This window comes from Pseudomonas sp. NPDC087346, from assembly GCF_044744235.1.
GTDB lineage: Bacteria > Pseudomonadota > Gammaproteobacteria > Pseudomonadales > Pseudomonadaceae > Aquipseudomonas.
Map to the genome: position 1 here is coordinate 13096 of NZ_JBIUXX010000041.1, position 21469 is coordinate 34564.

20 protein-coding genes are annotated in these 21469 nt (G+C 58.2%); 11 read left to right on the top strand and 9 right to left on the bottom strand.

Going from position 1 to position 21469, the window contains the following annotated elements; translation table 11 throughout:
* The first annotated feature begins 8 nt into the window (after window positions 1–8).
* Window positions 9–818 carry an N-acyl homoserine lactonase family protein gene (locus ACIOZM_RS21790; protein WP_401217034.1) on the top strand — a complete coding sequence of 270 codons (810 nt, stop codon included), beginning with the start codon at window positions 9–11 and terminating at the stop codon, window positions 816–818.
* Here ACIOZM_RS21790 and ACIOZM_RS21795 read toward each other — a convergent pair.
* Window positions 815–2245: a PLP-dependent aminotransferase family protein gene (locus ACIOZM_RS21795; RefSeq protein WP_401217037.1), complete on the bottom strand. Its 1431-nt coding sequence runs from the start codon at window positions 2243–2245 to the stop codon at window positions 815–817. The genes ACIOZM_RS21790 and ACIOZM_RS21795 overlap by 4 nt on opposite strands.
* A 547-nt stretch (window positions 2246–2792) precedes the next feature.
* Here ACIOZM_RS21795 and ACIOZM_RS21800 point away from each other — a divergent pair.
* From ACIOZM_RS21800 to ACIOZM_RS21825, 6 genes are all read left to right on the top strand, one after another.
* Entirely contained in the window at window positions 2793–3986 is a 1194-nt protein-coding gene (locus ACIOZM_RS21800) for an MFS transporter (RefSeq protein WP_401217040.1), read from the top strand.
* A gap of 32 nt (window positions 3987–4018) precedes the next feature.
* Window positions 4019–4636 (top strand): CDP-alcohol phosphatidyltransferase family protein, encoded by a 618-nt coding sequence (locus tag ACIOZM_RS21805; protein WP_401217123.1) that lies wholly within the window; start codon window positions 4019–4021, stop codon window positions 4634–4636.
* Between the two features lie 18 nt (window positions 4637–4654).
* Window positions 4655–5965 carry an ATP-grasp domain-containing protein gene (locus ACIOZM_RS21810; protein ID WP_401217043.1) on the top strand — a complete coding sequence of 437 codons (1311 nt, stop codon included), beginning with the start codon at window positions 4655–4657 and terminating at the stop codon, window positions 5963–5965.
* A 77-nt stretch (window positions 5966–6042) separates the two neighbouring features.
* A complete protein-coding gene (locus tag ACIOZM_RS21815) occupies window positions 6043–8403 on the top strand; it encodes a PEP/pyruvate-binding domain-containing protein (protein WP_401217045.1) in 2361 nt (786 codons plus the stop codon).
* Window positions 8400–9002 (top strand): gamma-glutamyl-gamma-aminobutyrate hydrolase family protein, encoded by a 603-nt coding sequence (locus ACIOZM_RS21820; protein WP_401217048.1) that lies wholly within the window; start codon window positions 8400–8402, stop codon window positions 9000–9002. The genes ACIOZM_RS21815 and ACIOZM_RS21820 overlap by 4 nt, the downstream gene beginning before the upstream one ends.
* The gene (locus tag ACIOZM_RS21825; RefSeq protein WP_401217051.1) at window positions 8999–9724 is read left to right on the top strand and encodes an NTP transferase domain-containing protein; all 726 of its coding nucleotides are present in this window, start codon (window positions 8999–9001) and stop codon (window positions 9722–9724) included. Before ACIOZM_RS21820 ends, ACIOZM_RS21825 begins: the two co-directional genes overlap by 4 nt.
* 97 nt (window positions 9725–9821) lie before the next feature.
* Here the strand turns inward: ACIOZM_RS21825 and ACIOZM_RS21830 are convergent, their stop codons facing one another.
* From ACIOZM_RS21830 to ACIOZM_RS21840, 3 genes are all read right to left on the bottom strand, one after another.
* Window positions 9822–10526, bottom strand: a complete 705-nt coding sequence (locus ACIOZM_RS21830) for a hypothetical protein (protein ID WP_401217054.1) — start codon at window positions 10524–10526, stop codon at window positions 9822–9824.
* A gap of 134 nt (window positions 10527–10660) precedes the next feature.
* Window positions 10661–12181 carry an ATP-binding protein gene (locus tag ACIOZM_RS21835; protein WP_401217057.1) on the bottom strand — a complete coding sequence of 507 codons (1521 nt, stop codon included), beginning with the start codon at window positions 12179–12181 and terminating at the stop codon, window positions 10661–10663.
* On the bottom strand, window positions 12178–12894 hold the full coding sequence (locus ACIOZM_RS21840; RefSeq protein ID WP_401217059.1) for a response regulator transcription factor: 717 nt from the start codon (window positions 12892–12894) through the stop codon (window positions 12178–12180). Before ACIOZM_RS21840 ends, ACIOZM_RS21835 begins: the two co-directional genes overlap by 4 nt.
* A 150-nt stretch (window positions 12895–13044) precedes the next feature.
* On the opposite strand from ACIOZM_RS21840, the gene msrB reads away from it, so the two are divergent.
* Genes msrB through msrA form a run of 3 tightly spaced genes read left to right on the top strand, consistent with a single transcriptional unit; the run spans window position 13045 to window position 16135 of the window.
* On the top strand, window positions 13045–13563 hold the full coding sequence (msrB, locus tag ACIOZM_RS21845) for a peptide-methionine (R)-S-oxide reductase MsrB (protein WP_401217062.1): 519 nt from the start codon (window positions 13045–13047) through the stop codon (window positions 13561–13563).
* 43 nt (window positions 13564–13606) lie between these two features.
* Window positions 13607–15415, top strand: coding sequence for a cytochrome c biogenesis protein DipZ (locus ACIOZM_RS21850; protein ID WP_401217065.1), 1809 nt, complete (start codon window positions 13607–13609; stop codon window positions 15413–15415).
* 15 nt (window positions 15416–15430) lie between these two features.
* Entirely contained in the window at window positions 15431–16135 is a 705-nt protein-coding gene (gene msrA / locus ACIOZM_RS21855) for a peptide-methionine (S)-S-oxide reductase MsrA (RefSeq protein WP_401217068.1), read from the top strand.
* A 22-nt stretch (window positions 16136–16157) separates the two neighbouring features.
* On the opposite strand, the gene ACIOZM_RS21860 is transcribed toward msrA, so the two are convergent.
* Both ACIOZM_RS21860 and ACIOZM_RS21865 read right to left on the bottom strand, forming a co-directional pair.
* Window positions 16158–16562 (bottom strand): GNAT family N-acetyltransferase, encoded by a 405-nt coding sequence (locus tag ACIOZM_RS21860; RefSeq protein ID WP_401217070.1) that lies wholly within the window; start codon window positions 16560–16562, stop codon window positions 16158–16160.
* A gap of 45 nt (window positions 16563–16607) precedes the next feature.
* On the bottom strand, window positions 16608–17510 hold the full coding sequence (locus ACIOZM_RS21865; RefSeq protein ID WP_401217072.1) for a LysR family transcriptional regulator: 903 nt from the start codon (window positions 17508–17510) through the stop codon (window positions 16608–16610).
* Window positions 17511–17612: 102 nt separating this feature from the next.
* On the opposite strand from ACIOZM_RS21865, the gene ACIOZM_RS21870 reads away from it, so the two are divergent.
* Entirely contained in the window at window positions 17613–18785 is a 1173-nt protein-coding gene (locus tag ACIOZM_RS21870; protein WP_401217075.1) for an aspartate aminotransferase family protein, read from the top strand.
* A gap of 6 nt (window positions 18786–18791) precedes the next feature.
* Here the strand turns inward: ACIOZM_RS21870 and ACIOZM_RS21875 are convergent, their stop codons facing one another.
* The 3 genes from ACIOZM_RS21875 to ACIOZM_RS21885 form a co-directional block, all read right to left on the bottom strand.
* Window positions 18792–19046 (bottom strand): Txe/YoeB family addiction module toxin, encoded by a 255-nt coding sequence (locus ACIOZM_RS21875; RefSeq protein ID WP_401217077.1) that lies wholly within the window; start codon window positions 19044–19046, stop codon window positions 18792–18794.
* Entirely contained in the window at window positions 19043–19297 is a 255-nt protein-coding gene (locus ACIOZM_RS21880; RefSeq protein WP_401217080.1) for a type II toxin-antitoxin system prevent-host-death family antitoxin, read from the bottom strand. The genes ACIOZM_RS21875 and ACIOZM_RS21880 overlap by 4 nt, the downstream gene beginning before the upstream one ends.
* A 232-nt stretch (window positions 19298–19529) precedes the next feature.
* On the bottom strand, window positions 19530–21449 hold the full coding sequence (locus ACIOZM_RS21885; protein WP_401217126.1) for an alkaline phosphatase D family protein: 1920 nt from the start codon (window positions 21447–21449) through the stop codon (window positions 19530–19532).
* Between the last annotated feature and the right edge of the window lie 20 nt (window positions 21450–21469).

The window sequence follows — 21469 nt, forward strand, 5'->3', positions numbered from 1 at the left end:
GAGCGAAAATGACTGTTCCTGTGTACGAAGTATTCGCCATCCGTGTCGGCGCCAATGCGCAGCGCACCGCCAAGGAAAACTTTCTTTACGACGCCTGCTGTGGCGATCCGAATGCCGCGATGCCGCTCGATTACTACTTCTGGGTAATCCGCAACGCGCAACATGTGGTGGTGGTTGATACCTGCTTCCAGCCGGCCACGGCGGATCGGCGCAACCGTCAGATGTATCGCCTGCCGGAAAACTCCCTACGGCAACTGGACATCGATCCGACGCAGGTCAAGCAGTTGATCCTGACTCACTTGCACTGGGATCACGCCGGCAATCTCGGCTTGTTTCCGAATGCCACCGTGCATTTGCAGGAAGCCGAACTACGCTTCTGCACCGGGCCGAAAATGGCTCATCGCACGGTGAACAAAACCTACGAGGTCGAGGACGTCATGTCGGCGTTGCCGCCGTTGTTCGAAGGGCGTTTGCGTTTGCACACCGGCAGCGCCGAGGTGTTGCCGGGGATCACGCTGCACCCGGTCGGCGGCCACACGCCCGGCAGCCAGGTAGTGCGGGTGTTCACCGAGCGCGGCTGGATTGTGCTGGCTTCGGATGCCGCGCACCTGTGGGCCAACATCCGTCAGCGCAGTCCGTTTCCAATCCTCGATGACCTGGCGCAGACGCTGGAAGCGTTCAGCCTGATCGACGCATTGGCGGACGGCGAGGATCATGTGATCCCCGGCCACGACCCGCTGATTGCCGAGCGCTTTGCGCATTGGAACGACGACCCGCACATCATCTGTCTGCACCAGCCGCCGCTCCTTCCCGGTTAATCTTGATTGGCGAGCAACTGCCCGAGGGTTTTCAACGCCTCGTCGATGCGCGGTGAAAACGGCGTGCCGCAGCCAATGCGCACGCAGTGGCCGAAACGCTTGGCGTTGGAAAAAATATCGCCGGGGGTGATCTGGATTCCGACTTTCAGTGCGTCATGAAACAGCGTCATCGCCGACAGCGACCGGGGCAGCTCCACCCAGAGCAAGGTGCCGCCCCGGGGCTCGGTGACTCGGGTGCCGGCGGGAAAGTAGCGCAAAATCGCTGCGCTCATCTGCTGGCGCTGCTCGGTCAGGGTTTTGCGCAAACGGCGCAGATAACGCTCGTACGACGCAGTTTTCATGAATGCGCTGACCGCCAGTTGCGACATCGCTTCGCAGCCTCGGGTCTGCGTGTGTTTGAGCATCTCGACGCGCTCGTGCCAGCGCCCGGCACTGATCCAGCCCAGGCGAATCCCCGGTGCCAGGGTCTTGTTCAGCGAGGCGCAATAAATCAGGTTGTCGTGGCGATCCCAGTGTTTGAGGGTCGATAGCGGCAACTCGGTATCCACCAGATCACCATAGGTGTCGTCCTCGATCAACACCGTGCCGTGTTCGTCGCACAACTCGACCAGTCGCGCCTTGTGCGTGTCGGGCATGATGCTGCCCAGCGGGTTTTGCAGATTGGGAATCACGATCATCGCGCGGATCGGCTCCGGTCCTGACAGCAATTGTTCCAATGCCAGCAGGTTCAAACCGCTGTGCGCCGTGGTCGGCACTTCGAGCACGCGCAAATTCAGGCTTTCGAGAATTTGCAGCAGGCCATAAAAGGTCGGCGATTCCACCGCTACGGTGTCGCCGGGTTGGGTGACGGCGCGCAACGCGAGGTTGATGGCCTCGGTCGCACCGTTGGTGATAACAATGCGTTCGGCAGGCAAATTGGCCTTGCTCGCCAACGCGCGTCGGGCGAGCACCTGACGCAGTGCCGGATTGCCGCAAGCCGATCCTGGTGTGCCGAGCAAGTGCTGATCGGTGCGCAGGGCCTTGGCCATGTGGTTCTGCAAGATCTTCAGCGGATAGAGCTCGGGCGCGCAGTAGGCGCTGGAAAAGTTGATCTTGATCGAGGCCTGCTGGCTGGCTTTGAGCACTGAGGAAACCTGCTCGTGAATCCCGACATACACGCCGCTGTCGACCTTGGGCGGCGTAATCACTGTCGGCGACTTTTGCGGTTTATCCGGTTGGCGGATGAAATTGCCGGAACGTGGTCGCGCTTCCAGCACGCCCTGGCCTTCCAGCTCGCGGCAAACCTGCACCGCCGTGGACAGACTGACGGCGTGTTTTTCCATCATCAGGCGAATCGAGGGGAAACGTTCGCCAGCCTTGAGCGTGCCGCTGCGAATAGCATCGAGGTAGTGGTTGGCGAGTTGTCGATAGAGTGGCGGGGAGTTCATGGTGACCTCAGCAATCGCACCACTGTCTTGGGCTGGAAAGTGAGTTGACGCTCCCTGCGGGCGGTTCCGTGGTGCTCAAGGGTTAGGGGGAGTTTTTTGCTACAGGCCAGCTTGCCTCTGTGGCCTGCGATTGTTCATGGGATGGCATTGATTGCCGCAGATGGTGGCACTTTGCAACGGAGGGAGCTGCATGGCTTTCATCGCAGTAAGTTGTGCGAGATGTGTCCGAAGTGAGGGTGCAACCGCAGTGGATGCAGCGATAGTTGTACCCAGGTTGGTTTCGCACAGGGTTAGTGCAACCAAGGGCTACCGTTTAAAGATTGACCGGGCAGTAATCATTCACACTGATAGTTCATCATGCGACGCAGGGTTATTGAGGGAGTTTTGTAACGGAGTAGTGACTTTTTGCCTGCTTACTTGCACTGAAATAGTGCGGTTTTAGCGGTTATCATAAGCATGTTACAAATTTGTTAAAAAATATTGCCGAGGGTTTTTTTTTGCTATAGCGTGTGTGTCGCAAGCAGGAAGCTTTGAAGTGAAGGATCACATGCGTATTACCTACTCGACTAAAAATCTTACGATCCTGATATGGGTCGTTAATCTTTGTGCAATCTGTGCATCCACACTCAGTTATATCTACCTTTCTTATTACACCTATAAGGAAACAGGTAGTCTTCTGTATTCGCAGATAGTGCTGTTCTCGCCGATGGTGTTGCCCGTGTTATTTGTCGGGCAGATATATCGGCTGTCGGATCGAATCTCCCCTCGTACATTGTTGCTGTTGTCCAACGTCGTCGCGCTGCTGGTGGCATTGCTGGTGTATTCGATCCTGCCGAGCGTTGCGCTGATTGCCGTCTTCGGTGGCATCGCCATCGGTACCCTCGATGCGTTGCAGCGAGTCGGTCGCATCGTTGCCATCAAGTGTTACTTCAACTCGCAGAATGTCGAATCCACAGTGCCCTTGACCCTCACTGCGCAGTTCATCGCCGGAGGGGTTGCTGGCGCTGCGATGGGCCTGGTCAAAGGCGAGATGCTACCGTGGCAAGCCATGCTGATTACCGCTGTGCTGTTTGCCTGCGCCGCTTTCGCTGCCTTCTTGCTGCCAAGGGCCGAGCGTCCGGCCGGTGGCGTTGCTGCGCAATCCGCAGCGCTGATCGCGACCTTTTCAAACCTGATGAAAACCACGCCGCAACTGCGTCGCAGCTTCGTCAGTTTCATCATCTTTGTCAGTGTCTATCAGGGCTTCTTCAACGTTTCGCGGATTCTGCTGCCCGCCCATGTACTGAATTTGTCCGAAGGTTACGTCGGCCTGCTGCAAGCGGTAAACAGCATGGCTGCGCTGGCCGGGGCGATTCTCTACTACAAGCTGAACAAGCGCGGCCATCGCCTGGCACCGCTGTCGATGGCCTGCGCCAGTGCGCTGTTCATGATGACGGCGGCGTATGGCGGAGGATTCGCCTCCAGTTACATGGCTTATTTCTTTTACATCTTTTTCTTTGAACTGGCGTTCTTCAAGTTGCAGTCGGACGTTGTGCTTGCAACACCCAGCGATGCAATGCCGCTGGTGGCGTCGGTGCAATATGCCGGGGTCTATGCTGGAATGATCTTCACCATATTCTTCGGTTCATTGTTGGTTGAGCATATTGGCTTGTTTTATACCAGTATTGTTTTTGCTATTAGTTACTTGCTGGTTATAAAGTTACTGTCGTTTGGTCTGAAGCCAGTCGAACAAACTGTATAAATAATATTTCATAGACAAGGAAGTCATCAGTGATGCGCATTATTGTGCCCGCGTTTCCGTTCGTGCGTTTTCTCGATCTGGCTAATTGCGTAACAACAGTCAATATCCTGTTGTCGTTTGCCGCAGTCGTGACGGCACAACAAGGCAGTCTGTCGTGGGCGGCCAGCATTATTTGTCTCGCCGCGATCCTCGACTTTGTCGATGGACACATTGCCAGAACCTGGCTCGCGGCCGACGCACCTCGTCGCGCTTTCGGCAAACATCTCGACAGTTTTGCCGACCTGCTGAATTTCAGCGTCGCGCCGGCGTTGATCCTGATTCTGTTGTTCCCTTCTTTACTAAGTGTCGTGGCCGCCGCTGCTCTGGTGTTGTCGGGCGTCCTGCGCCTGGCGGTGTTTGCCATCAATGACCCGAATGCCCCGGTCGGGTATCGCGGGCTGCCAACCACTTATTCCGGCTTGCTGTTTGCTCTGGCGTTTCAGGCGATGGCAGCGGACAAGCTCACTGCCCATGCCGTGCTGGCGCTGACATTCGTGATCGCCGTACTGCAAGTGACCAACCTGAAGCTGCCGAAATTCAAGGCAGTGCCCACGGTCACGTTCATCGCGGCGGTCTTTTCCCTGAGCAGTTTTCTTCTTCACCACACATAACTACAAGGAGCGTTTTTTATGAAACACGTCGTTTTGGTCGACAGCACAGTCAGTGGTCTGCTGGCCTTTGAAGCTGCCAAGCGTCTGGGCTGTTATGTGACGTTCATCCACCAGCGCGACATGTCGTTCCTGACAATTTCGGTTAAGGGCGATCAATCGAAAATCGAGCCTTACCTCAAGCATGTCGACGAATACATTCGTGTCGAATCGCTCAATGGCGATGAGTTTCATGATCTGCTGGTGAAGCTCAACGACACCCGCAAGATCGATGCACTGATCACCACCTCCGAAGCAGCGATTGTTGCGGTCGCTCGCGAAGCCGAGTTGTTGGGCACGCCTTACCCGAGCCATGAGCATCTGTGCGGCGCGGTGTACAAGAGCCGTCTGCGGGAAACCTTGCGAGCCAACAACGTCCGTTCGCCGGACTTCCAGGTGTTGACCGAAAGCCAACTGGCAGAGGGCATTGCACCGCGTCTGGCGCTGCCGTTCGTGGTCAAACCGACCCGTGGTTTCTCCAAGCAGTTTTCGGCGATCTGCTTCACCCAGCATGACTTTGATGCGTTCGTCGAAAACATCCGTCAGGCGCGTGCCGACTCCGATCCGATGATCGATGCGCTGGTCAGCCGTGAGTATCTGGTCGAAGAATACGTGAACGGTACGCTGCATTCGGCTGAAGTCATCGTGCAGAAAGGCGTGGTGTCGTGCTACGCCACGACCATTCGTTTCCGCGCCGACTACAACGAAATTCTCGAAATGACCGCGACCATGCCATCGGGTCTGGACACTGCGGCGCGTGACGAAATCAAGGCCTATGTGCAGCAAGTATTCAGCGCCCTGAAACTGGATATCGGTCTGTACCACGTTGAGCTGCTTCGTGACGAAAAGGGCCCATGCCTGGTCGAGATCAACGCTCGGATGATGGGCAGTGTTGCTCCACAGATGTATCGGATGCTCACCGGTATCGATCCGTTCGAAATGCTCATCCGCCTGCATTTGGGCGAGGCCATCAAGATTGACGATTCGCTGATTGAAACCGCTGGCACCGTGGTCACCGTGGCTTCGCGTCATGGCGGCCGGATTGCCACCAGTTACGACCCGAGCCTGTTGCAGCCACTGCTGGACAAATACGAGATCACGTTCTGCACCGCGCATGTCGTTGCCGGGCAGGAAGTCAGTGTCTACAGCGGCAACATCGGCACCATCGGGCATGTGATCGTACTCGATAGCTGCCCATACGCAGCGGCGAAAAAGGGCAATGAGTTCCTCGCTGAACTGTCGCTGCTGTACGGCAACGAACTGGCGAAATACACCGGTCCTGAACTGCTGTAAATCGCTCGCTTGCCCGGCTCCTGGTGGTCATCGCTGCCCACAACGGAATGTAATTATCTCTATCAATGGAAGACGACATGCAGTCGATGACTTTAGCCAGTCCCTTCGAGTTTTCCGGTAAAGCCGGAACACTGGAAAGCCTTGCCCCGTTCCTGAAATCCGGTCGCGTGCTGCCACTGCACCGATTCACCGTCGCGAATTGGCGCAGCAAGCCGCAAGCGATTCTGGATTACTGCGTAAAGCGTTTTGCCGATCAACCGCTGATCGTGCGCTCCAGCAGTCTGACCGAGGATCAGGACGGCGTTTCCGGCGCCGGCATGTACGACTCGGTCGGCAATGTGCGCGGGGCGTCGGCATTGAAGCAGGCCATTGAACAGGTGATTGCATCCTACGGGCAGGCGCGTGATTTCGATGAAGTGCTGATCCAGAGCATGGCCACCGGTGTGCTGGCTTCGGGTGTGGCGATGACGCGGGATCCGGAAACCGGTCTGCCTTATTACGTCGTCGATTACGTGCCGGGGCAGGGTACCGACGGCGTTACGGCTGGCACCGGCATCGTGCATTCGTTCGTGGCGATCAAATCTCAGTGCTGTGCCGAACCACTGGCGCTCAAAGGCTTGTTCGCCCTGCTGGCTGAAGTCGAAGAGCTGACAGAGCGCGATGCGCTGGACATCGAATTCGCGATCACTGCGGATGGCCCGCTGCTGTTTCAGGTTCGTCCAATGACCGGGCAAGGAGTCGAGAATATCGACACCCAAGCGGATCAGGCTTTGCGCACGGTGCTCGATTCTGAAGTGGTTCTGCTTCAGGAACTGGCCCGCAAGACCCGTCAGCCCGAACTCGGTAACAATGCGTTTCTGGGTCTGATGCCGGACTGGAATCCGGCGGAGATGATCGGCGTAAAGCCACGCCCGCTGGCGTACTCGCTGTACAAGGAACTGATCACCGATGTGAACTGGGCCTCGGCGCGGTTCCGCTACGGTTACCGTGATATGCGCAACAAACCGTTGATGTATCAGTTCAGCGGTTCACCGTACATTTGCATTCCTTACAGCGTGGAGTCGTTCATTCCGGCGACGCTGCCGCTGTCGATCGTCAACTCGGTGGTCAGCCAGTGCTGTGAGCATCTGGCGGCTCATCAGTCGTTGCACGACAAGATCGAGTTCTCGATCATTCCAACCTGTTTCACCCCGCAACTGGCGGCGACGCCCGCCGAATCGATTCCCGCTTTCAGGGGCTTGAGCGCGCAGCAGTGCAAGCTCTATCTGGCCGAGCTTAAAAGCGTCACCGAACACATCATCAATGCCGACGGCCCGTTTTTCTCGGATCTGACACGTCTGCCGCGAATCGAGCAGAAGGCTGAAAAACTCGACCGCTATCACGAGAATGAAGATCCGCTGCAACGCCTGCGCCATGCTTTGGCCGACGCGAAAGTTGTGGGCGAAGTATTTTCTGGCGCGGCACGCGCAGCGTTCGTCGCCACGGCGGTCATCAAGTCGCTGGAAACCCAGCAGCGGATTCCGGCGGGCTTCACTGACTGGGTAATCGGTGGGGTAAACACAGTCGGACGCAAAATGGCCGATGATTTCCGGATCTTGCACAAAGAGGCGTTCCTGCGTCTGCACGGCCATGTGCGTCCCGGTACGTACGACGTGCGTGTATCGCGTTACGACGAAGCCCCTGAAGCCTATTTCGACTGGAACACCCCGCTGCAACGCGCCCATCGTGACGAAGGGCCACGAGTGATCAGTCGGGAAATCCGTCAAGCCGTGCAGCAGGCGTTCGATGAATGTCAGTTCCGAGTGTCGGCCGAGCACTTTTTCAAGTTTCTCGACGCTGCGGTAGCCGCTCGCGAGAAGGTCAAATATCTGTACGGGGCGTTTGTCTCGCAAGCCCTCAAGGCGTTGGCCGCTTGGGGCGAGAATCACCAGTTGAGTCTCGAAGAGTTGAGCTTCGCCAAGCTAGGCGACTTCATCGGTAATCCGGAAGAAGTACGTCTGGATGCAATCCGCGACAAGATCGCCAGCAATCAGGCGCGCTGGCAGCAGACCCAAGGGATTCGCACACCGCTGATTGTCTGCAAGCCGCAGGATTTGCTGTCCCACGCGATTGAATCGTGCAATCCGAACTTCATCACCCGCAGTGCGACGGAAGCCCCGGTCGCTGTGCTGCGTGCTGAAGAGAGCGGTAAACGTGATATCGAAGGCTGCATTGTCCTGATCGAGAACGCCGACCCGGGATTCGACTGGATTTTTACCCATCGTATCGCCGGGTTTATCACAGCCTATGGTGGTGAAAACTCGCACATGTCGATCCGCGCCCGCGAGTTCGCGATTCCTGCCGCCATCGGTGTTGGCGACGTTAAATTCCGCAGTCTGCTGTCGAGCACCCGGTTGATTCTCGATTGTGCGGAGCGCCGAATTCAGGTGCTGTCGTGACCTTGATCGCGGTGACCATGCTGCGCCTGTACGACGCATCGCGTGACGAATGGCGTGATGCAATCGATCAGCGCTGGACTGCGTTTCTGGGGCAATGCGCGTTGCTGCCGTTGTACATGCCGAACGATCCCCAAGTCAGCCAGGAATTACTGGAACGTTTTCACCCCGATGGCGTGTTGTTGACCGGCGGCGGCAGTTGTCAGGCGTTGACCGGCAGTGCTGATTGCCGTGATGAGACCGAAGCGTTGTTGCTGACATGGGCGCAACAGCGGCGGCTGCCGGTGCTGGGGGTCTGTCGCGGCATGCAGGTGATGCTCGCCCGTGCCGGGGCCAGGCTTGAACCGGTCACCGCGCATGTTGGCGCCCACGATATTCGATATCGCGGTACGACGCGCCGGGTCAACTCGTTCCACGATTACGGTTTTTATGCGGCACCGCCGGGTTATGAAGTCGAGGCCGTGAGCGAGGATGGCGTGATCGAAGCCGTCAGCCATCCGGGCGCACGCCACAGCGCGGTGATGTGGCATCCCGAACGCAACCCACAGATAGACAGTGCCGACCTTTCTCTGGTGCGGCAGGTTTTTGGAGTTTCAGCATGAAGGCAATCATTCTCGCGGCCGGACGTGGCAGCCGCCTGGGATCACTTACCGATCAGCGGCCCAAGGCGCTGGTCGAGTTCAACAAAACCCCATTGATCGAACGCACCGTGCGCACTTTGCGTGCCGCCGGCATCAGCGAAATCGGCATCGTCGCCGGCTACCGCAGCGACATGCTCGAATCTTACGCCGACCGGTTGTTTATCAATCCACTGTGGAGCACAACCGGCATTCGCCAGTCATTGAGCGCGGCCGCAGAGTGGCTGGATTCGCAGCCCTGTGTGGTGAGTTACGGCGACATCTTTTATTCGCCGACACTGGTTCGCGATCTGATGCAAAAAGATGAAAACATCGACCTCGGTTATGACCCGCAAGCGGTCAGGCTCTGGCAGCAACGCTTCGATAATCCGCTGGATGACATGGAGCGATTTATCATCGACAACGGCCGGATTTGCCAGATCGGCCATCGCGCCGAATCGCTGGAGCAGATCCAGGGCCAATACATGGGTTTGTTCAAACTCACCCCGACAGGCTGGCGCGCACTCAACGAGCAGTTGCAAGGACTGAGTACCGAGCAACGCGATCAGGTCGATATGACCTCACTGTTTTCCCGGGCGATTGAAGCGGGCGTACGCGTCGGCGGAACACCGACGAACGAGCCGTGGGGCGAGATCGATTGCCCGTCCGATGTGCTGCTGTATGAGCGGATTTATCCACAGCTCTGAAAAGCTGGAGCGATTGCGTTGGTCCGGCGCGCAAACTAAAAAAGCCCCACGCTGACTGGCCGCGTGGGGCTTTTTTTGGCTCGGCGTTTAGGCTGAGTTACTGTGCGGCGATGCTGTAGCCATCGAACGCGGTCTGCTGTTGCAGCGCGGTGATGATGTTCTTGCGGTTGACCGCTTGCTCGTTGCCGGCGTTGTCGACGAAGGTTTCGCTGTCGATTTCGGCTTCTTCACCTTCACCGACGAAGCTGAAGCCGAGGAATTCCAGCGCTTCACGGTCAACGTTCAGACGCGAACGCGGTGTGCGCAGCGGCAGGGTCACGCTGTTGCCGTCCTTGCTGATGGTGAACACTTCGACGTCTTTCTTGGCGCGGGCGGCTTTGCTTTTGCCGCCGCTCGGGCTGCTCATCGCCTGATGGGTCTGGTTCAGCACCTTGAGCGCCAGTCCGTAGACGATTTCCTGGAACGCCGGGTCGTCCTTGAAGCTGGACAGGATGCGGCTGATCGGAAATTTGCTGCTCAGGTCTTCAAGGGCGGCAATGTCCGAGGCCTCGGCGTCTTTCAGGCGCTTGAGTTCGCCCATCAGCTCGTAAGCCTGGTCGTCATCAAAGCGGTCGTGAGCCTGACGGATCGCGGTACGCAGCTCGCGGATCTGGTCGCTTTCGCGGGTCGACTGGAATGCGTCCAGGACCATCTCGCTGATGTTTTTGGCCTGCGGAAGGTGTTGTGAAAGATTGATGGAGTTTTCGTATTCCGCTTTGGACGACAGGGTGACTACGGATTCAGCGGTGTTGAAATCGGACATTGAAATTTCACTACTTTTTAACTTGAGTTGAGACGAGAAAGCACGAGGTCTTTTTCCGACCCGGTAATTTAGGGGAGCGGGGCGGAGTTGTCACGGAGCAACAGGCCGATGGTCGGGTTTTTTGTCCGGGATGATTATTTTTCCGGTGTGTTCAGGTTCATTCCGCGCACCATCCACTGCTCGGCGATCTGTTGATCCACGGGCAACGAAAAGTGCAGCGTGGCGCCGCGCCCCGGAACATCGAGCAAGCGAATCTCGCGGCCATGCAGTTGCAGAATGCGGTGCACGATACGCAGCCCCAGGCCACCATCGCGCCGGGCGCCGCCGATATTGAACGGGCGTAAAAACAGCCCTTCGCGCAATTCGGGCGCGATGCCCGGGCCGGTGTCGCTGACCGTCACCTCGACCAGCGCGCCCTGCGGGACCAGATCGAACTGGATTTCGCCACCCTGCGGGGTATGACGCAAGGCGTTGTCCACCAGATTGGTCAGTACACGCTCGATCAGCCCGAGGTCGGCGCAGACAGTCGGCAGGTTCGCGGCGAAATTGGCCTTGAGTTCGACCTGCCGCGCTTCGGCACCGAGCTCGAACTTTTGAAAGATGTCCTGGACCAGATCGGTCAGGGAAAAGCGCTCCAGTATCGGTTGTACAAAACCGTGCTCCAGCCGCACCAGCTCCAGCAGTGATTGTGCCAGCCCGCCGACCTTGCGGCTTTGATCGAGAGCGATGCCCAGATAGCGCCGGCGGTCTTCCGGGCTCAGCGTGGCGTCCTTCAGTGACAGGGTTTCCAGATAGCCATGCAATGAGGCAAGTGGCGTGCGCAGGTCATGGGAAATGTTCGCGACCAGTTCGCGGCGTTCCTGATCCTGGCGGGTCAGCGAGCGCCACTGTTCGCCGAGACGTTTTTGCATCTGCCGGAAAGCGGCGTCGAGCACGGCGATTTCATCGGGGTCGGCGGACTTGTCCACAGTCGCCGAGGTGACCGAAACCGGTTGCGGCGCGCCATCGATGTCGAAGCGGCTGACGGTATCGGTCAACCGCCGCAGTGGCCGGGTGATCAGATTGAATGCCATCAGACCGGCAATCAGGCACAACAGCGCAACCAGACCGATGGACAGCAACGCAGTGTTGAGCGCGGCGCTGGTGGCACCTCTCTCGGCGAAACGGTCGTGTTCTTCGCTGAGCAGCACCACATACAGGTAACCGGCCGCTTTGCCATTGACCTGCAAGGGCGCGGCACTGAAGACCTTTCTGCCGTCAACGCTGCGCGGATCGTCGCCGAGGATCGGTAGCGGCTGATTATCGAGCAGTCGCCGGATCGGTGCGAGATCGACTTGCTCGCGACGCAAGCGTCCCTGCGGTGCCGCGTTGCCGACAATCTTTCCCTCAGTGTCGAGCAGGTACACCTCGACACTCGGGTTGACCAGCATCAACTGGCTGAACAGCTCGCGCACGGCGCCCGGCATCAGGCCATTGCTGTCCATCAAAACGGTGTCGTGGGCGATGTGTTGCGCCAGATCCCGTGACAGGCCTTGCACCACCTCCAGTTCATGCATCTGGCTGGAGCGCACCTGCAACCACGCGGAAGTGCCGCAGCACACCAGCAACAGCACGGCGAATACCAGTGACAGGCGCTGCGTCAGGGTCAGTTTCATGGCTGCTCGGCATCGGTGGCGAATTTATAACCACGGCCCCACACCGTGAGGATGCGCGCGGGTTGGGCCGGGTCGTTTTCGATCTTCGCCCGCAGGCGATTGATGTGGGTGTTGACCGTGTGCTCGTAACCCTCGTGGCTGTAGCCCCAGACGGCGTTGAGCAGATCCATGCGTGAGAACACTTTTCCCGGTTGGCGGGCAAAGAAATACAGCAGATCGAACTCTCGCGGGGTGAGATCAAGCCGTTGGCCATTGAGGGCGACGTCGCGGGTGATCGGGTCGATGCTCAAGCCATCGATGCTTAGACTGCCTGCGTCCATTTTCAGGTTGCGCGCCATGGCGTCCACCCGGCGCAGCAAGGCTTTGACCCGGGCGACCAGTTCGAGCATCGAAAACGGTTTGGCGAGGTAGTCGTCAGCACCCAGTTCGAGGCCCAGGATGCGGTGCAATTCGCTGGAGCGGGCGCTGGTAATGATGATCGGTGTGTAGCGCGCCATGGCCCGGGCGCGGCGGCAGATTTCCAGACCATCGACCCCCGGCAGCATGAGGTCGAGGACAAGCGCGTCCCAGTTGCCTTGCTGCAGCAGGCGCATGCCTTCGTCGCCGTCGGCGCTGTGTACCACCTCGAATTGCTCGTCCCGCAGATGCAGGCAAATGAGGTCGGCGATGTGCAGGTCGTCCTCGACCACCAGGACGCGTTTTATCTGTTCCATGAAGCTGAATCCTTTGGCGCGATGAGCGCATTGTGCGGGTTTTCCCCCGGACGAGTTATCACGAATTCGTTAACTTCCCGTGAGGATTTGGCGATCAAACCAAGCCTAGGCTGTGTTCCATGAAAGGCATCCTGGATTTTGGAGACGGCCATGTTTTCACGGCGACAGATTCTGTTAGCGGGCGGCGGGCTAGGGGTTGCAGCCCTGGTGGCGGGTGTATTGCCAAAATTGTCGAGCAACGCGGCGCTGGTCAGCGAAGCCCACGCCGAAGAAGCCTTTGAAGTTATCCACACTGACAACGAATGGCATTCGCTGCTGAGTGACGAGCAGTACCAGATTCTGCGTGAAGAGGGCACCGAACGGGCCTATACCAGCCCGCTGAACAATGAACATCACGCCGGCAAATTTGCCTGCGCCGGGTGCGATCTGGCGCTGTTTTCGTCCGAGACCAAGTTCGATAGCCGCACCGGCTGGCCGAGTTTCTGGGCACCGCTGGAACATGCGGTGGCAACGCGCCAGGACCGCTCCTTCGGCATGTCACGCAACGAGGTTCATTGTCGGCGCTGCGGTGGTCACTTGGGCCACGTATTCGACGACGGCCCGAAACCTACCGGCCTGCGCTACTGCATGAATGGTCTGGCCATGACGTTCAAGCCAGTGGCGGTTTGAGTCATGGATCGTTATCAGTCTTCACTTTCTACAGGACGACACTATGTGGCTCTTGGTTCTAGCGTATCTCGGCGGTGTGCTGACAATTGTCAGCCCGTGCATCCTGCCGGTTCTGCCTTTTGTCTTCGCTCGCACCGGGCAGCCGTTTATCAAGAGTGGCTTGCCGCTCTTGGCGGGGATGGCGGTGACGTTTGCGCTGGTCGCCTCACTGGCGGCGGTGGGCGGCGCCTGGGTGGTGCAAGTCAATCAGTACGGGCGCTGGCTCGCGTTGCTGTTCGTAGCACTGTTCGGGCTGACGCTGCTGCTGCCGCGCCTCGCCGAGAGGCTGACGCGGCCGTTGGTGTCAGCCGGCAGTCGCCTGTCGGAGGCCGCCGGTCAGGACAATCGTCCGCGTCCCGGCGCTTCGTTTCTGATCGGGGTCGCCACCGGATTACTGTGGGCACCGTGCGCCGGGCCGATCCTCGGGCTGATTCTGACCGGGGCCGCGCTGCAAGGAGCAAGTATCGCCACCACGCTGTTGTTGCTCGCTTACGCGGCGGGTACCGCGACTTCGCTGGCCGCCGCGCTGCTGCTGGGCGGTAAGGTTTTCGCGGTGATGAAGCGCTCGATCGGCGCGGGTGAGTGGGTTCGTCGTGCAATGGGCGCGGCGATGCTCGCTGGCGTGGCAGCGATTGCGTTGGGCCTCGACACCGGAATTCTGGCGCGTCTTTCGACCGCCTCCACCGGTGGCCTGGAGCAAACCCTGGTCGGTAAACTTTCCGGGAAATTCCCCAACGCTGGCGGCACGATGATGGCGCAGATTCCCCCGGCCGATGATGCGGCGAACGGCAGCATGATGGCCGCTGGCGGCGCGATGAAAATGGCCGCCAAAACCACTGCGACGTTGCCGGTCGAAGGTACGTTGCCGCCGCTGGATGGCGCGGTGCAGTGGCTCAATTCGCCGCCGCTGGATGCGCAGGCATTGAAGGGCAAAGTAGTGCTGGTGGATTTCTGGACCTACTCCTGCATCAACTGCCTGCGCACGCTGCCCTACGTCAAAGCCTGGGCTGAAAAATATCGTGATCAGGGGCTGGTGGTGATCGGCGTGCATGCGCCGGAATTCGCCTTCGAACGAGACGTCGGCAACGTCACCAAAGCCATGAAGGAGCTGGGTATCAACTATCCGGTGGCCATCGACAACGATTACCGGATCTGGCGCGCCTTCAACAACGAATACTGGCCGGCGCACTATTTCGCCGACGCTCAAGGGCGCATTCGTTACCACCATTTTGGTGAAGGGGACTACGCCGAATCGGAACGTGTCATACAACAACTGCTGCGTGAGGCTGGATCGAAAACCGTCGCCGATGGCCTGATCAATGCCGATGCCAAAGGCGTTCAACTGGCCCCGGACATGAATCAGGTGCTGTCGCCGGAAACCTATGTCGGCTACCAGCGTGCGGAACATTTTGTACCCGAAACCAGCCTGGTGCCTGACAAGGTCGCGGCGTACAAACCGCCAGCCGATCTGACCCTTAACGACTGGAGTCTCAGCGGGCAATGGACGGTCGGCGCAGAGCGCGCTACTGCCAGCGCACCGGCCAGCCGCATCGTTTATCGCTTTCATGCTCGCGACCTGCATCTGGTATTGGGCCCGGGTACGGACGGTAAACCAGTGCGCTTCAAAGTGATGATTGATGGTCAGGCACCCGGCGATGCTCACGGTGTCGATGTTGCCCCTGATGGCAGCGGCAGCGTGACCGAGCAGCGCTTGTATCAATTGGTTCGGCAAACCGACGATGTGAAGGATCGAACCTTCAGCATCGAATTTCTTGACTCAGGCGTGTCGGCCTACGCCTTCACCTTTGGCTGATCGGGAGTGCGCAACATGAAAGCTCAAAAAAACTGGCGTCGTGTGTTGTTGGGGGTCGCGATGGCAGGCGTGATTGGCCAGTGCTCGGCGTTCTCTTTCGGTGCCGAGGATGCGGTTGCATTACCCGCGCCCGCCCTCGACGAAACCACTCAGACGCACAGCGAAACAGCGGTGTTCGCTGGCGGTTGTTTCTGGGGTGTGCAGGGTGTTTTTCAGCACGTCAAAGGCGTACAGAAAGCGCTTTCCGGTTATGCCGGTGGCGCAGCCAAAACCGCTGAGTACGAGCAAGTGAGCGAGGGCGATACCGGGCACGCGGAATCGGTGCAAGTCACCTTCGACCCGACGCAAGTTAGCTATGGCAGTCTGTTGCAGATCTACTTCTCGGTGGCCCATAACCCGACCGAACTCAACCGTCAGGGGCCGGACAGCGGCACGCAATATCGTTCGGCGTTGTTCCCGGTCAATGCTGATCAGCAACGTGTTGCGCAGGCCTATATCACTCAACTGGATGCTGCGCATGCCTTCAACAAACCCATCGTCACCAAGCTTGAAACCTACAACGGCTTCTACCCGGCGGAGGACTATCACCAGGACTTCCTGACGGAGCACCCGAGCTATCCGTATATCGTGATCAACGACATGCCGAAGGTCGCGCAATTGAAGCAAATGTTTGCGCAGCGTTATCAGGAGAAACCGGTGTTGGTGAAAGGAGGAAGCTGATTGCCAGCCAGATGATCGTCGGTTACTTGAGTCTTGGTCGCTCCATGGCGATCACCGACGTTTCAAATCCCAGACTGGTGAAAAACGCCTCAGCACCTTCGCGCCCGGCGCGCAGCATCCAGGTGATGTCGGGATTTTCGCCCATCACATGTTCGACCAGCGCTCGGCCGATGCCTTCACGCCGATGCTGATCATCGACCACGACCATCGACAGGCAGCCGTTGGATAGGCCATCGGTTATTCCCCGGGCGAAGCCGATGATCTGTGCGCCTTTCAAGGCAACGGCAGTGCGCTGTGAGTTCTGAATCAACTGGGCAAAATGCTCGGGAGAGCCTGTGCGGTGTCCCCAGCCATGTTGTCCGAGGAATAGACGGATTGACTCGACTTCTTCGGGCAATGCATCGCGTACGTTTTGGTTATTGTTCATCTGCGGGTCGAATCCTTTCCGACAATTCTTTGAATGTATACGCGCCTAAGCTCCCCACTTCTGCATCGCAAAGTCGACGAATCGACGCAGCTTCGGCAAGCGATAGCGATCCTGCGCATAGAGCAAGTGCAGCGGGCGGCTCGGCGGTTGGTAGTCCGGCATTACGGCGACCAGTTTGCCTTCGCGTAAATCCTGTTTGAGCAAGGCATCCGGCAACATCACGATGCCCATGCCGGCGCGCGCCGCATGATGCAAACCGGCTGAGCTGTTGATCAGCATCGGCCCGCTTACTGCGACCATCACTTCACCGTCCGGCCCGCAAAGACGCCATTCCTTTTCCACTGATTGCCAGTCGTCGCCGGCAGAGTAGGCGAATGACAGACAATCGTGTTGTTGCAGGTCTTCGGGTGTTTGCGGCATTCCACGATTGCTTATGTACTCAGGCGATGCGCACACGGTCAGGGTGTAGTCGATCAGCCTTCGGGCGATCAGGTTAGACTGCTCGAAGTTACCCAAACGAAACGCCACATCCAGACCGTTTTCCAGCAGATCAGGGCGTCGGTTGGTCAGCACTACATCGAGTTTGAGCTTGGAGTGTTGTTTGGAAAACTCGCTGAGTGCCGGGATCAGGCACTCGACGCCAAAAGTCAGTGGCGCGGTAACGCGCAGGACGCCGCGAGGTTCATCCATGGTTTGCTCGGCGAGACGTTCCGAGTCAGCCACCAGCCCCAATACTTCGAGACAACGCTGGTAGTAAACACTGCCGAACTCGGTCAGCCGCTGGCGCCGGGTGGTGCGTTGCAGCAATTGCACGCCGAGCCGTTGCTCCAGCGCCCGCAAGTGATTTCCGACCATGGTCGTGGACATTTCGCACTGAAGCGCGGCCTTCGTCATGCTGCCAGCTTCCACCACTTTGACGTAGACGCTCATCGACTGAAACAGATCCATTATCAAGCTCTGCTTTTAAATGATTGAAGTTTTTCCGGGTTTATCCAGCTCTGGTGGCTAACCATACTGCAAAAACGCCGACCTTCACTGGAGTTTGAAGTCATGACCGCCGCCCTGATGAATACCTATCAACCGTTAGCCGTGAGTTTTATCAAGGGACTGGGCACTCGCCTGTGGGATCAGGATGGTCGTGAATATCTGGATGCAGTTGCCGGTGTGGCGGTGACCAATGTCGGCCACTCGCATCCGCGAATTGTTGCGGCGATCAGCGAACAGGCCGGCCTGCTGTTGCACACTTCAAACCTGTACAGCATCGACTGGCAGCAACAACTCGCGCAGAAACTCACACAACTCTCCGGAATGGACCGGGTGTTCTTCAACAACTCCGGTGCAGAGGCCAACGAAACCGCGTTGAAACTGGCGCGTCTGCACGGCTGGCGCAAAGGCATCGAACAGCCGCTGGTGGTGGTGATGGCCAACGCGTTTCATGGCCGCACGCTCGGGACTTTGTCCGCCAGCGATGGGCCGGCGGTGCGGCTGGGTTTCAATGACTTGCCGGGCGACTTCGTCAAAGTGCCCTTTGGCAATCTTCAGGCGCTGGAGCAAGTACAGCAGCAACATGGCGAGCGGATCGTCGCGATTCTGGTCGAACCGATTCAGGGTGAAAGCGGGGTGCAACTGCCACCGCCCGGTTACCTGAAAGCCTTAAGCAAATTGTGTAAGCGTCACTCGTGGCTGCTGATGCTCGACGAAATCCAGACCGGTATCGGCCGCACCGGCCAGTGGTTTGCATTCCAGCAGGAGGACATCATCCCGGACGTCATGACCCTGGCAAAAGGGCTGGGCAACGGCGTACCGATTGGCGCTTGTCTGGCGCGGGGCAGGGCGGCGGAGTTGTTCACACCCGGCAGCCACGGCAGCACGTTCGGCGGTAATCCATTGGCCTGTCGGGTCGGCTGCACTGTGCTGGATATCATCGAAGATCAAGGCCTGCTGGAAAATGTCCGGGTGCAGGGTGAACGGCTGATCAGTTGTTTGCGTGCAGAGCTGGCGGATAATCCCAATGTGCAGGCAATTCGGGGGCAGGGATTGATGATTGGCATCGAGTTGAAACAACCGATCCGCGACCTGACGCTGATCGCCGCCCGTGATCACGGACTGCTGATCAACGTGACACGCGGCAACACCATCCGGCTGCTGCCGCCGCTGACGATTGATGATCGCGAGGTGGAGATGATTGTCAGAGGTGTTGTGCGGGTATTGGATAAAAAGTGATCAATTTCAGTAATGATATTTGCAGGTGATAACGCAAATCTCACCATCATTGATTGCATACACCAAGCGATGCTCGGCAGTTATCCGTCGTGACCATAAGCCGCTCATATTGTGCTTCAGCGGCTCGGGTTTACCCACTCCTTCAAAAGGTTGGCGCTGAATCGCTTTGATCAAAAGATTGATTCGCTTGAGACCGGCCTTATCGTTCTGCTGAAACCATAAGTAATCTTCCCAGCCTGTTGGCGTGAACTCGATTTTCATTCTTCGATCAATTGCCTGACTTTGGCTTTCCCGGCGCGCATCTCGCCGATCGATTTGATAAGCCGTTCAGCATTGGCAGGAGAGCGGAGCAGGTAGGCTGTTTCTTCCAGTGCGTTGTACTCAGCCAGAGAAATCATTACGACTGGCTCGCCTTTTTGGCGAGTTACCAGCAGCGGCGCTCGATCCTCATTGACGCGATCCATTGTCGCGGCCAAGTGGGCACGGGCTGTGGTGTAGTTGATGGTTTGCATGCTGTAGTCCTCGCTGGATGCAAAGAACGTACAGAAATCAGTACATGATGACAAGGCGATACCTACGAGCGGCTGTTTCGCAGAAGAGATGACTGCGACTAGGCTCAGTATCACTTGGAAATTCTAAAGACGTTTCTGAGAAGCCTGTAAGCCGCATCCACTGTTTTGATCCATCCGAAGCCGTTGGCGGTGTAGTCCTCAAACAGCTTCGCTGTGGGAAATAGACCTGCCGCTAGTCCGGATAATCCGCCAGATCCGGCGCCAGCATCCGGGTCTTCGGCGCACCGTTCGAGTTGTGCTGAATGATTTCGCGCGGCTGGCCCTGTTCATTGAAAAACACCTGACCAATCCCCGCCGAATTCCACAGTCGTTCGCCGGCCTCGGCATGTTCGGGCCTGTAGGGCACGATGCGCATGAGTCGGCGTTTGGTAAACCAGTTGAGCGGCGAGCGCGGCGAGTACAGCCAGCGGTTGAGGCGGTCGAACCATTCCAGCAAGCTTTTCGGGAACTCGTTCTTGATACCGCTGCTGGTGATCTGCCAGATCCGTGGGCCGGCCTTGCGGTGTCGGATAAGGACTTCGTAGACGAAGGAATAATGCACATCGCCTGACAGCACGACGTAGTTCCCGGGCGTGCGTGTGTGTCGGAAAATGTTCAGGATCACCTGCGCCGCACCGCGATGGGCCATCCAGTTTTCTGCGTCGACCAATAGTGGATAACCGCACCAACTGAAAACCTTTTGTACGGTCTCGATCAGTTTCACGCCGAAGATCGGCGCCGGTGAAACGATGATCGCCGACGGATGATCGAGCAAGTCCTGCTGCAATTCGCTCAAGGCTTCCCAGTCGAGCAGCCCGGAAGGCTGTTTGAGCGCCATCTCGCTGCGCCAGCGCCGGGTGCGGGTGTCGAGCACTACCAGCGCCGGGCTGGTCGGCAACACGAAATGCCAGCGCTGAAAACGCAGCAGGTCGTCAATCAGATCGTCCTGCACCGGGCTGTCGAGGTAACGGTCATTGCCGCTGGCGCTCAGATGCAGGGTTTTCTCCAGCACATCCTTGAACGCATCCGGGTTATTGCCCCAACCCTGACACAGCATGTATGCAATCAACGCGTTGCCAATGATGCGTCTGGAGAACGGATGGCCGTAGGCCGTTTCCTCCCACTGCGCGGAAAGATTCCAGTCATCGGTAATGTCGTGGTCGTCGAAAATCATCAGGCTCGGCAAGTGCGCCAGCGCTCGGGCGACGTTGCCAAGCCCGGCCTTGAAACCGTCGATGCGGGTTTGTTCCAGGGCATATCGCGTGAGTCGTTCGGGCGTCAGTGTCGGCGCCTGAGGATCGATCAACGACCATGCGACCGGCGACCACACCAACAGATACATCGCCATGACCTCGGCGAACGTCACCAGATGATTATCGGCACTGCTGCTGGTGAAAATCGGCTTACGCGCACCGCCGAAAAATCGTTCACGCAGTGTCTCGTTACCTTCCAGTGCCGGTAACAAATCCGCACGGTGGTAGTAACTGGCAGGGTGTTCGTAGAGCTTTGCGCTGTCGCTGACCACGGCGCCTTGGAGGTGTTCATCGAACAGACCGAGGCGCTCGATCAAGGCATGAATCGCCCGCAACATCGGCCCGGCGACGTCGTCGGCGTAGACCTGGTCGCCGCTCATCATCAGCAGGGCCGGGCGTTGTTGCGGGTCAGTTTCCGCCGCCAGCAATTGATCGACACAGAGCAAACCATCCGCCGCCGGGTGATGCGGCTTGCGGCAGGAACCGTGCAACAACTGATCGATCCGCGAACGCAGAACGAAATTCGGGCATGTGGCATTGCCATAGAGCAGATGCGGCGCCCAATCGGCGATCCGATCCTGTCCATTGATCAGCAGGTCGTAGTCGATAAGCGTGTCGCAGGGCAGGGCGGTTTCAAGGGGGATGTCGATCAGATGAACAAACGCTCGGCTGCCTACGGGGATGACCGTACATTTCGTGGCATCAAGAGGAATGTCTCCTACACCTTGCAGGCGCAAAGTCAGCGACAGTTTGCGCGTGCCGACCAGCCACAGCACTAACCGCGTTGGTTCCAGCCGTCGCAACAGCGGGCCGGCCAGAACGGGAGGCAGTGGGGTCACGTCATCAGATGTTGGAGATATCAAAGGGCAAAGCTCAAGGC

What these genes read in the sequence shown, in the direction of transcription:
- ACIOZM_RS21790 (WP_401217034.1), top strand. Translation starts at nt 9, where the DNA reads ATGACTGTTCCTGTGTACGAAGTATTCGCCATCCGTGTCGGCGCCAAT.
- ACIOZM_RS21795 (WP_401217037.1), bottom strand. Translation starts at nt 2,245, where the DNA reads ATGAACTCCCCGCCACTCTATCGACAACTCGCCAACCACTACCTCGAT.
- ACIOZM_RS21800 (WP_401217040.1), top strand. Translation starts at nt 2,793, where the DNA reads ATGCGTATTACCTACTCGACTAAAAATCTTACGATCCTGATATGGGTC.
- ACIOZM_RS21805 (WP_401217123.1), top strand. Translation starts at nt 4,019, where the DNA reads ATGCGCATTATTGTGCCCGCGTTTCCGTTCGTGCGTTTTCTCGATCTG.
- ACIOZM_RS21810 (WP_401217043.1), top strand. Translation starts at nt 4,655, where the DNA reads ATGAAACACGTCGTTTTGGTCGACAGCACAGTCAGTGGTCTGCTGGCC.
- ACIOZM_RS21815 (WP_401217045.1), top strand. Translation starts at nt 6,043, where the DNA reads ATGCAGTCGATGACTTTAGCCAGTCCCTTCGAGTTTTCCGGTAAAGCC.
- ACIOZM_RS21825 (WP_401217051.1), top strand. Translation starts at nt 8,999, where the DNA reads ATGAAGGCAATCATTCTCGCGGCCGGACGTGGCAGCCGCCTGGGATCA.
- ACIOZM_RS21830 (WP_401217054.1), bottom strand. Translation starts at nt 10,526, where the DNA reads ATGTCCGATTTCAACACCGCTGAATCCGTAGTCACCCTGTCGTCCAAA.
- ACIOZM_RS21835 (WP_401217057.1), bottom strand. Translation starts at nt 12,181, where the DNA reads ATGAAACTGACCCTGACGCAGCGCCTGTCACTGGTATTCGCCGTGCTG.
- ACIOZM_RS21840 (WP_401217059.1), bottom strand. Translation starts at nt 12,894, where the DNA reads ATGGAACAGATAAAACGCGTCCTGGTGGTCGAGGACGACCTGCACATC.
- msrB (WP_401217062.1), top strand. Translation starts at nt 13,045, where the DNA reads ATGTTTTCACGGCGACAGATTCTGTTAGCGGGCGGCGGGCTAGGGGTT.
- ACIOZM_RS21850 (WP_401217065.1), top strand. Translation starts at nt 13,607, where the DNA reads ATGTGGCTCTTGGTTCTAGCGTATCTCGGCGGTGTGCTGACAATTGTC.
- msrA (WP_401217068.1), top strand. Translation starts at nt 15,431, where the DNA reads ATGAAAGCTCAAAAAAACTGGCGTCGTGTGTTGTTGGGGGTCGCGATG.
- ACIOZM_RS21860 (WP_401217070.1), bottom strand. Translation starts at nt 16,562, where the DNA reads ATGAACAATAACCAAAACGTACGCGATGCATTGCCCGAAGAAGTCGAG.
- ACIOZM_RS21865 (WP_401217072.1), bottom strand. Translation starts at nt 17,510, where the DNA reads ATGGATCTGTTTCAGTCGATGAGCGTCTACGTCAAAGTGGTGGAAGCT.
- ACIOZM_RS21870 (WP_401217075.1), top strand. Translation starts at nt 17,613, where the DNA reads ATGACCGCCGCCCTGATGAATACCTATCAACCGTTAGCCGTGAGTTTT.
- ACIOZM_RS21875 (WP_401217077.1), bottom strand. Translation starts at nt 19,046, where the DNA reads ATGAAAATCGAGTTCACGCCAACAGGCTGGGAAGATTACTTATGGTTT.
- ACIOZM_RS21880 (WP_401217080.1), bottom strand. Translation starts at nt 19,297, where the DNA reads ATGCAAACCATCAACTACACCACAGCCCGTGCCCACTTGGCCGCGACA.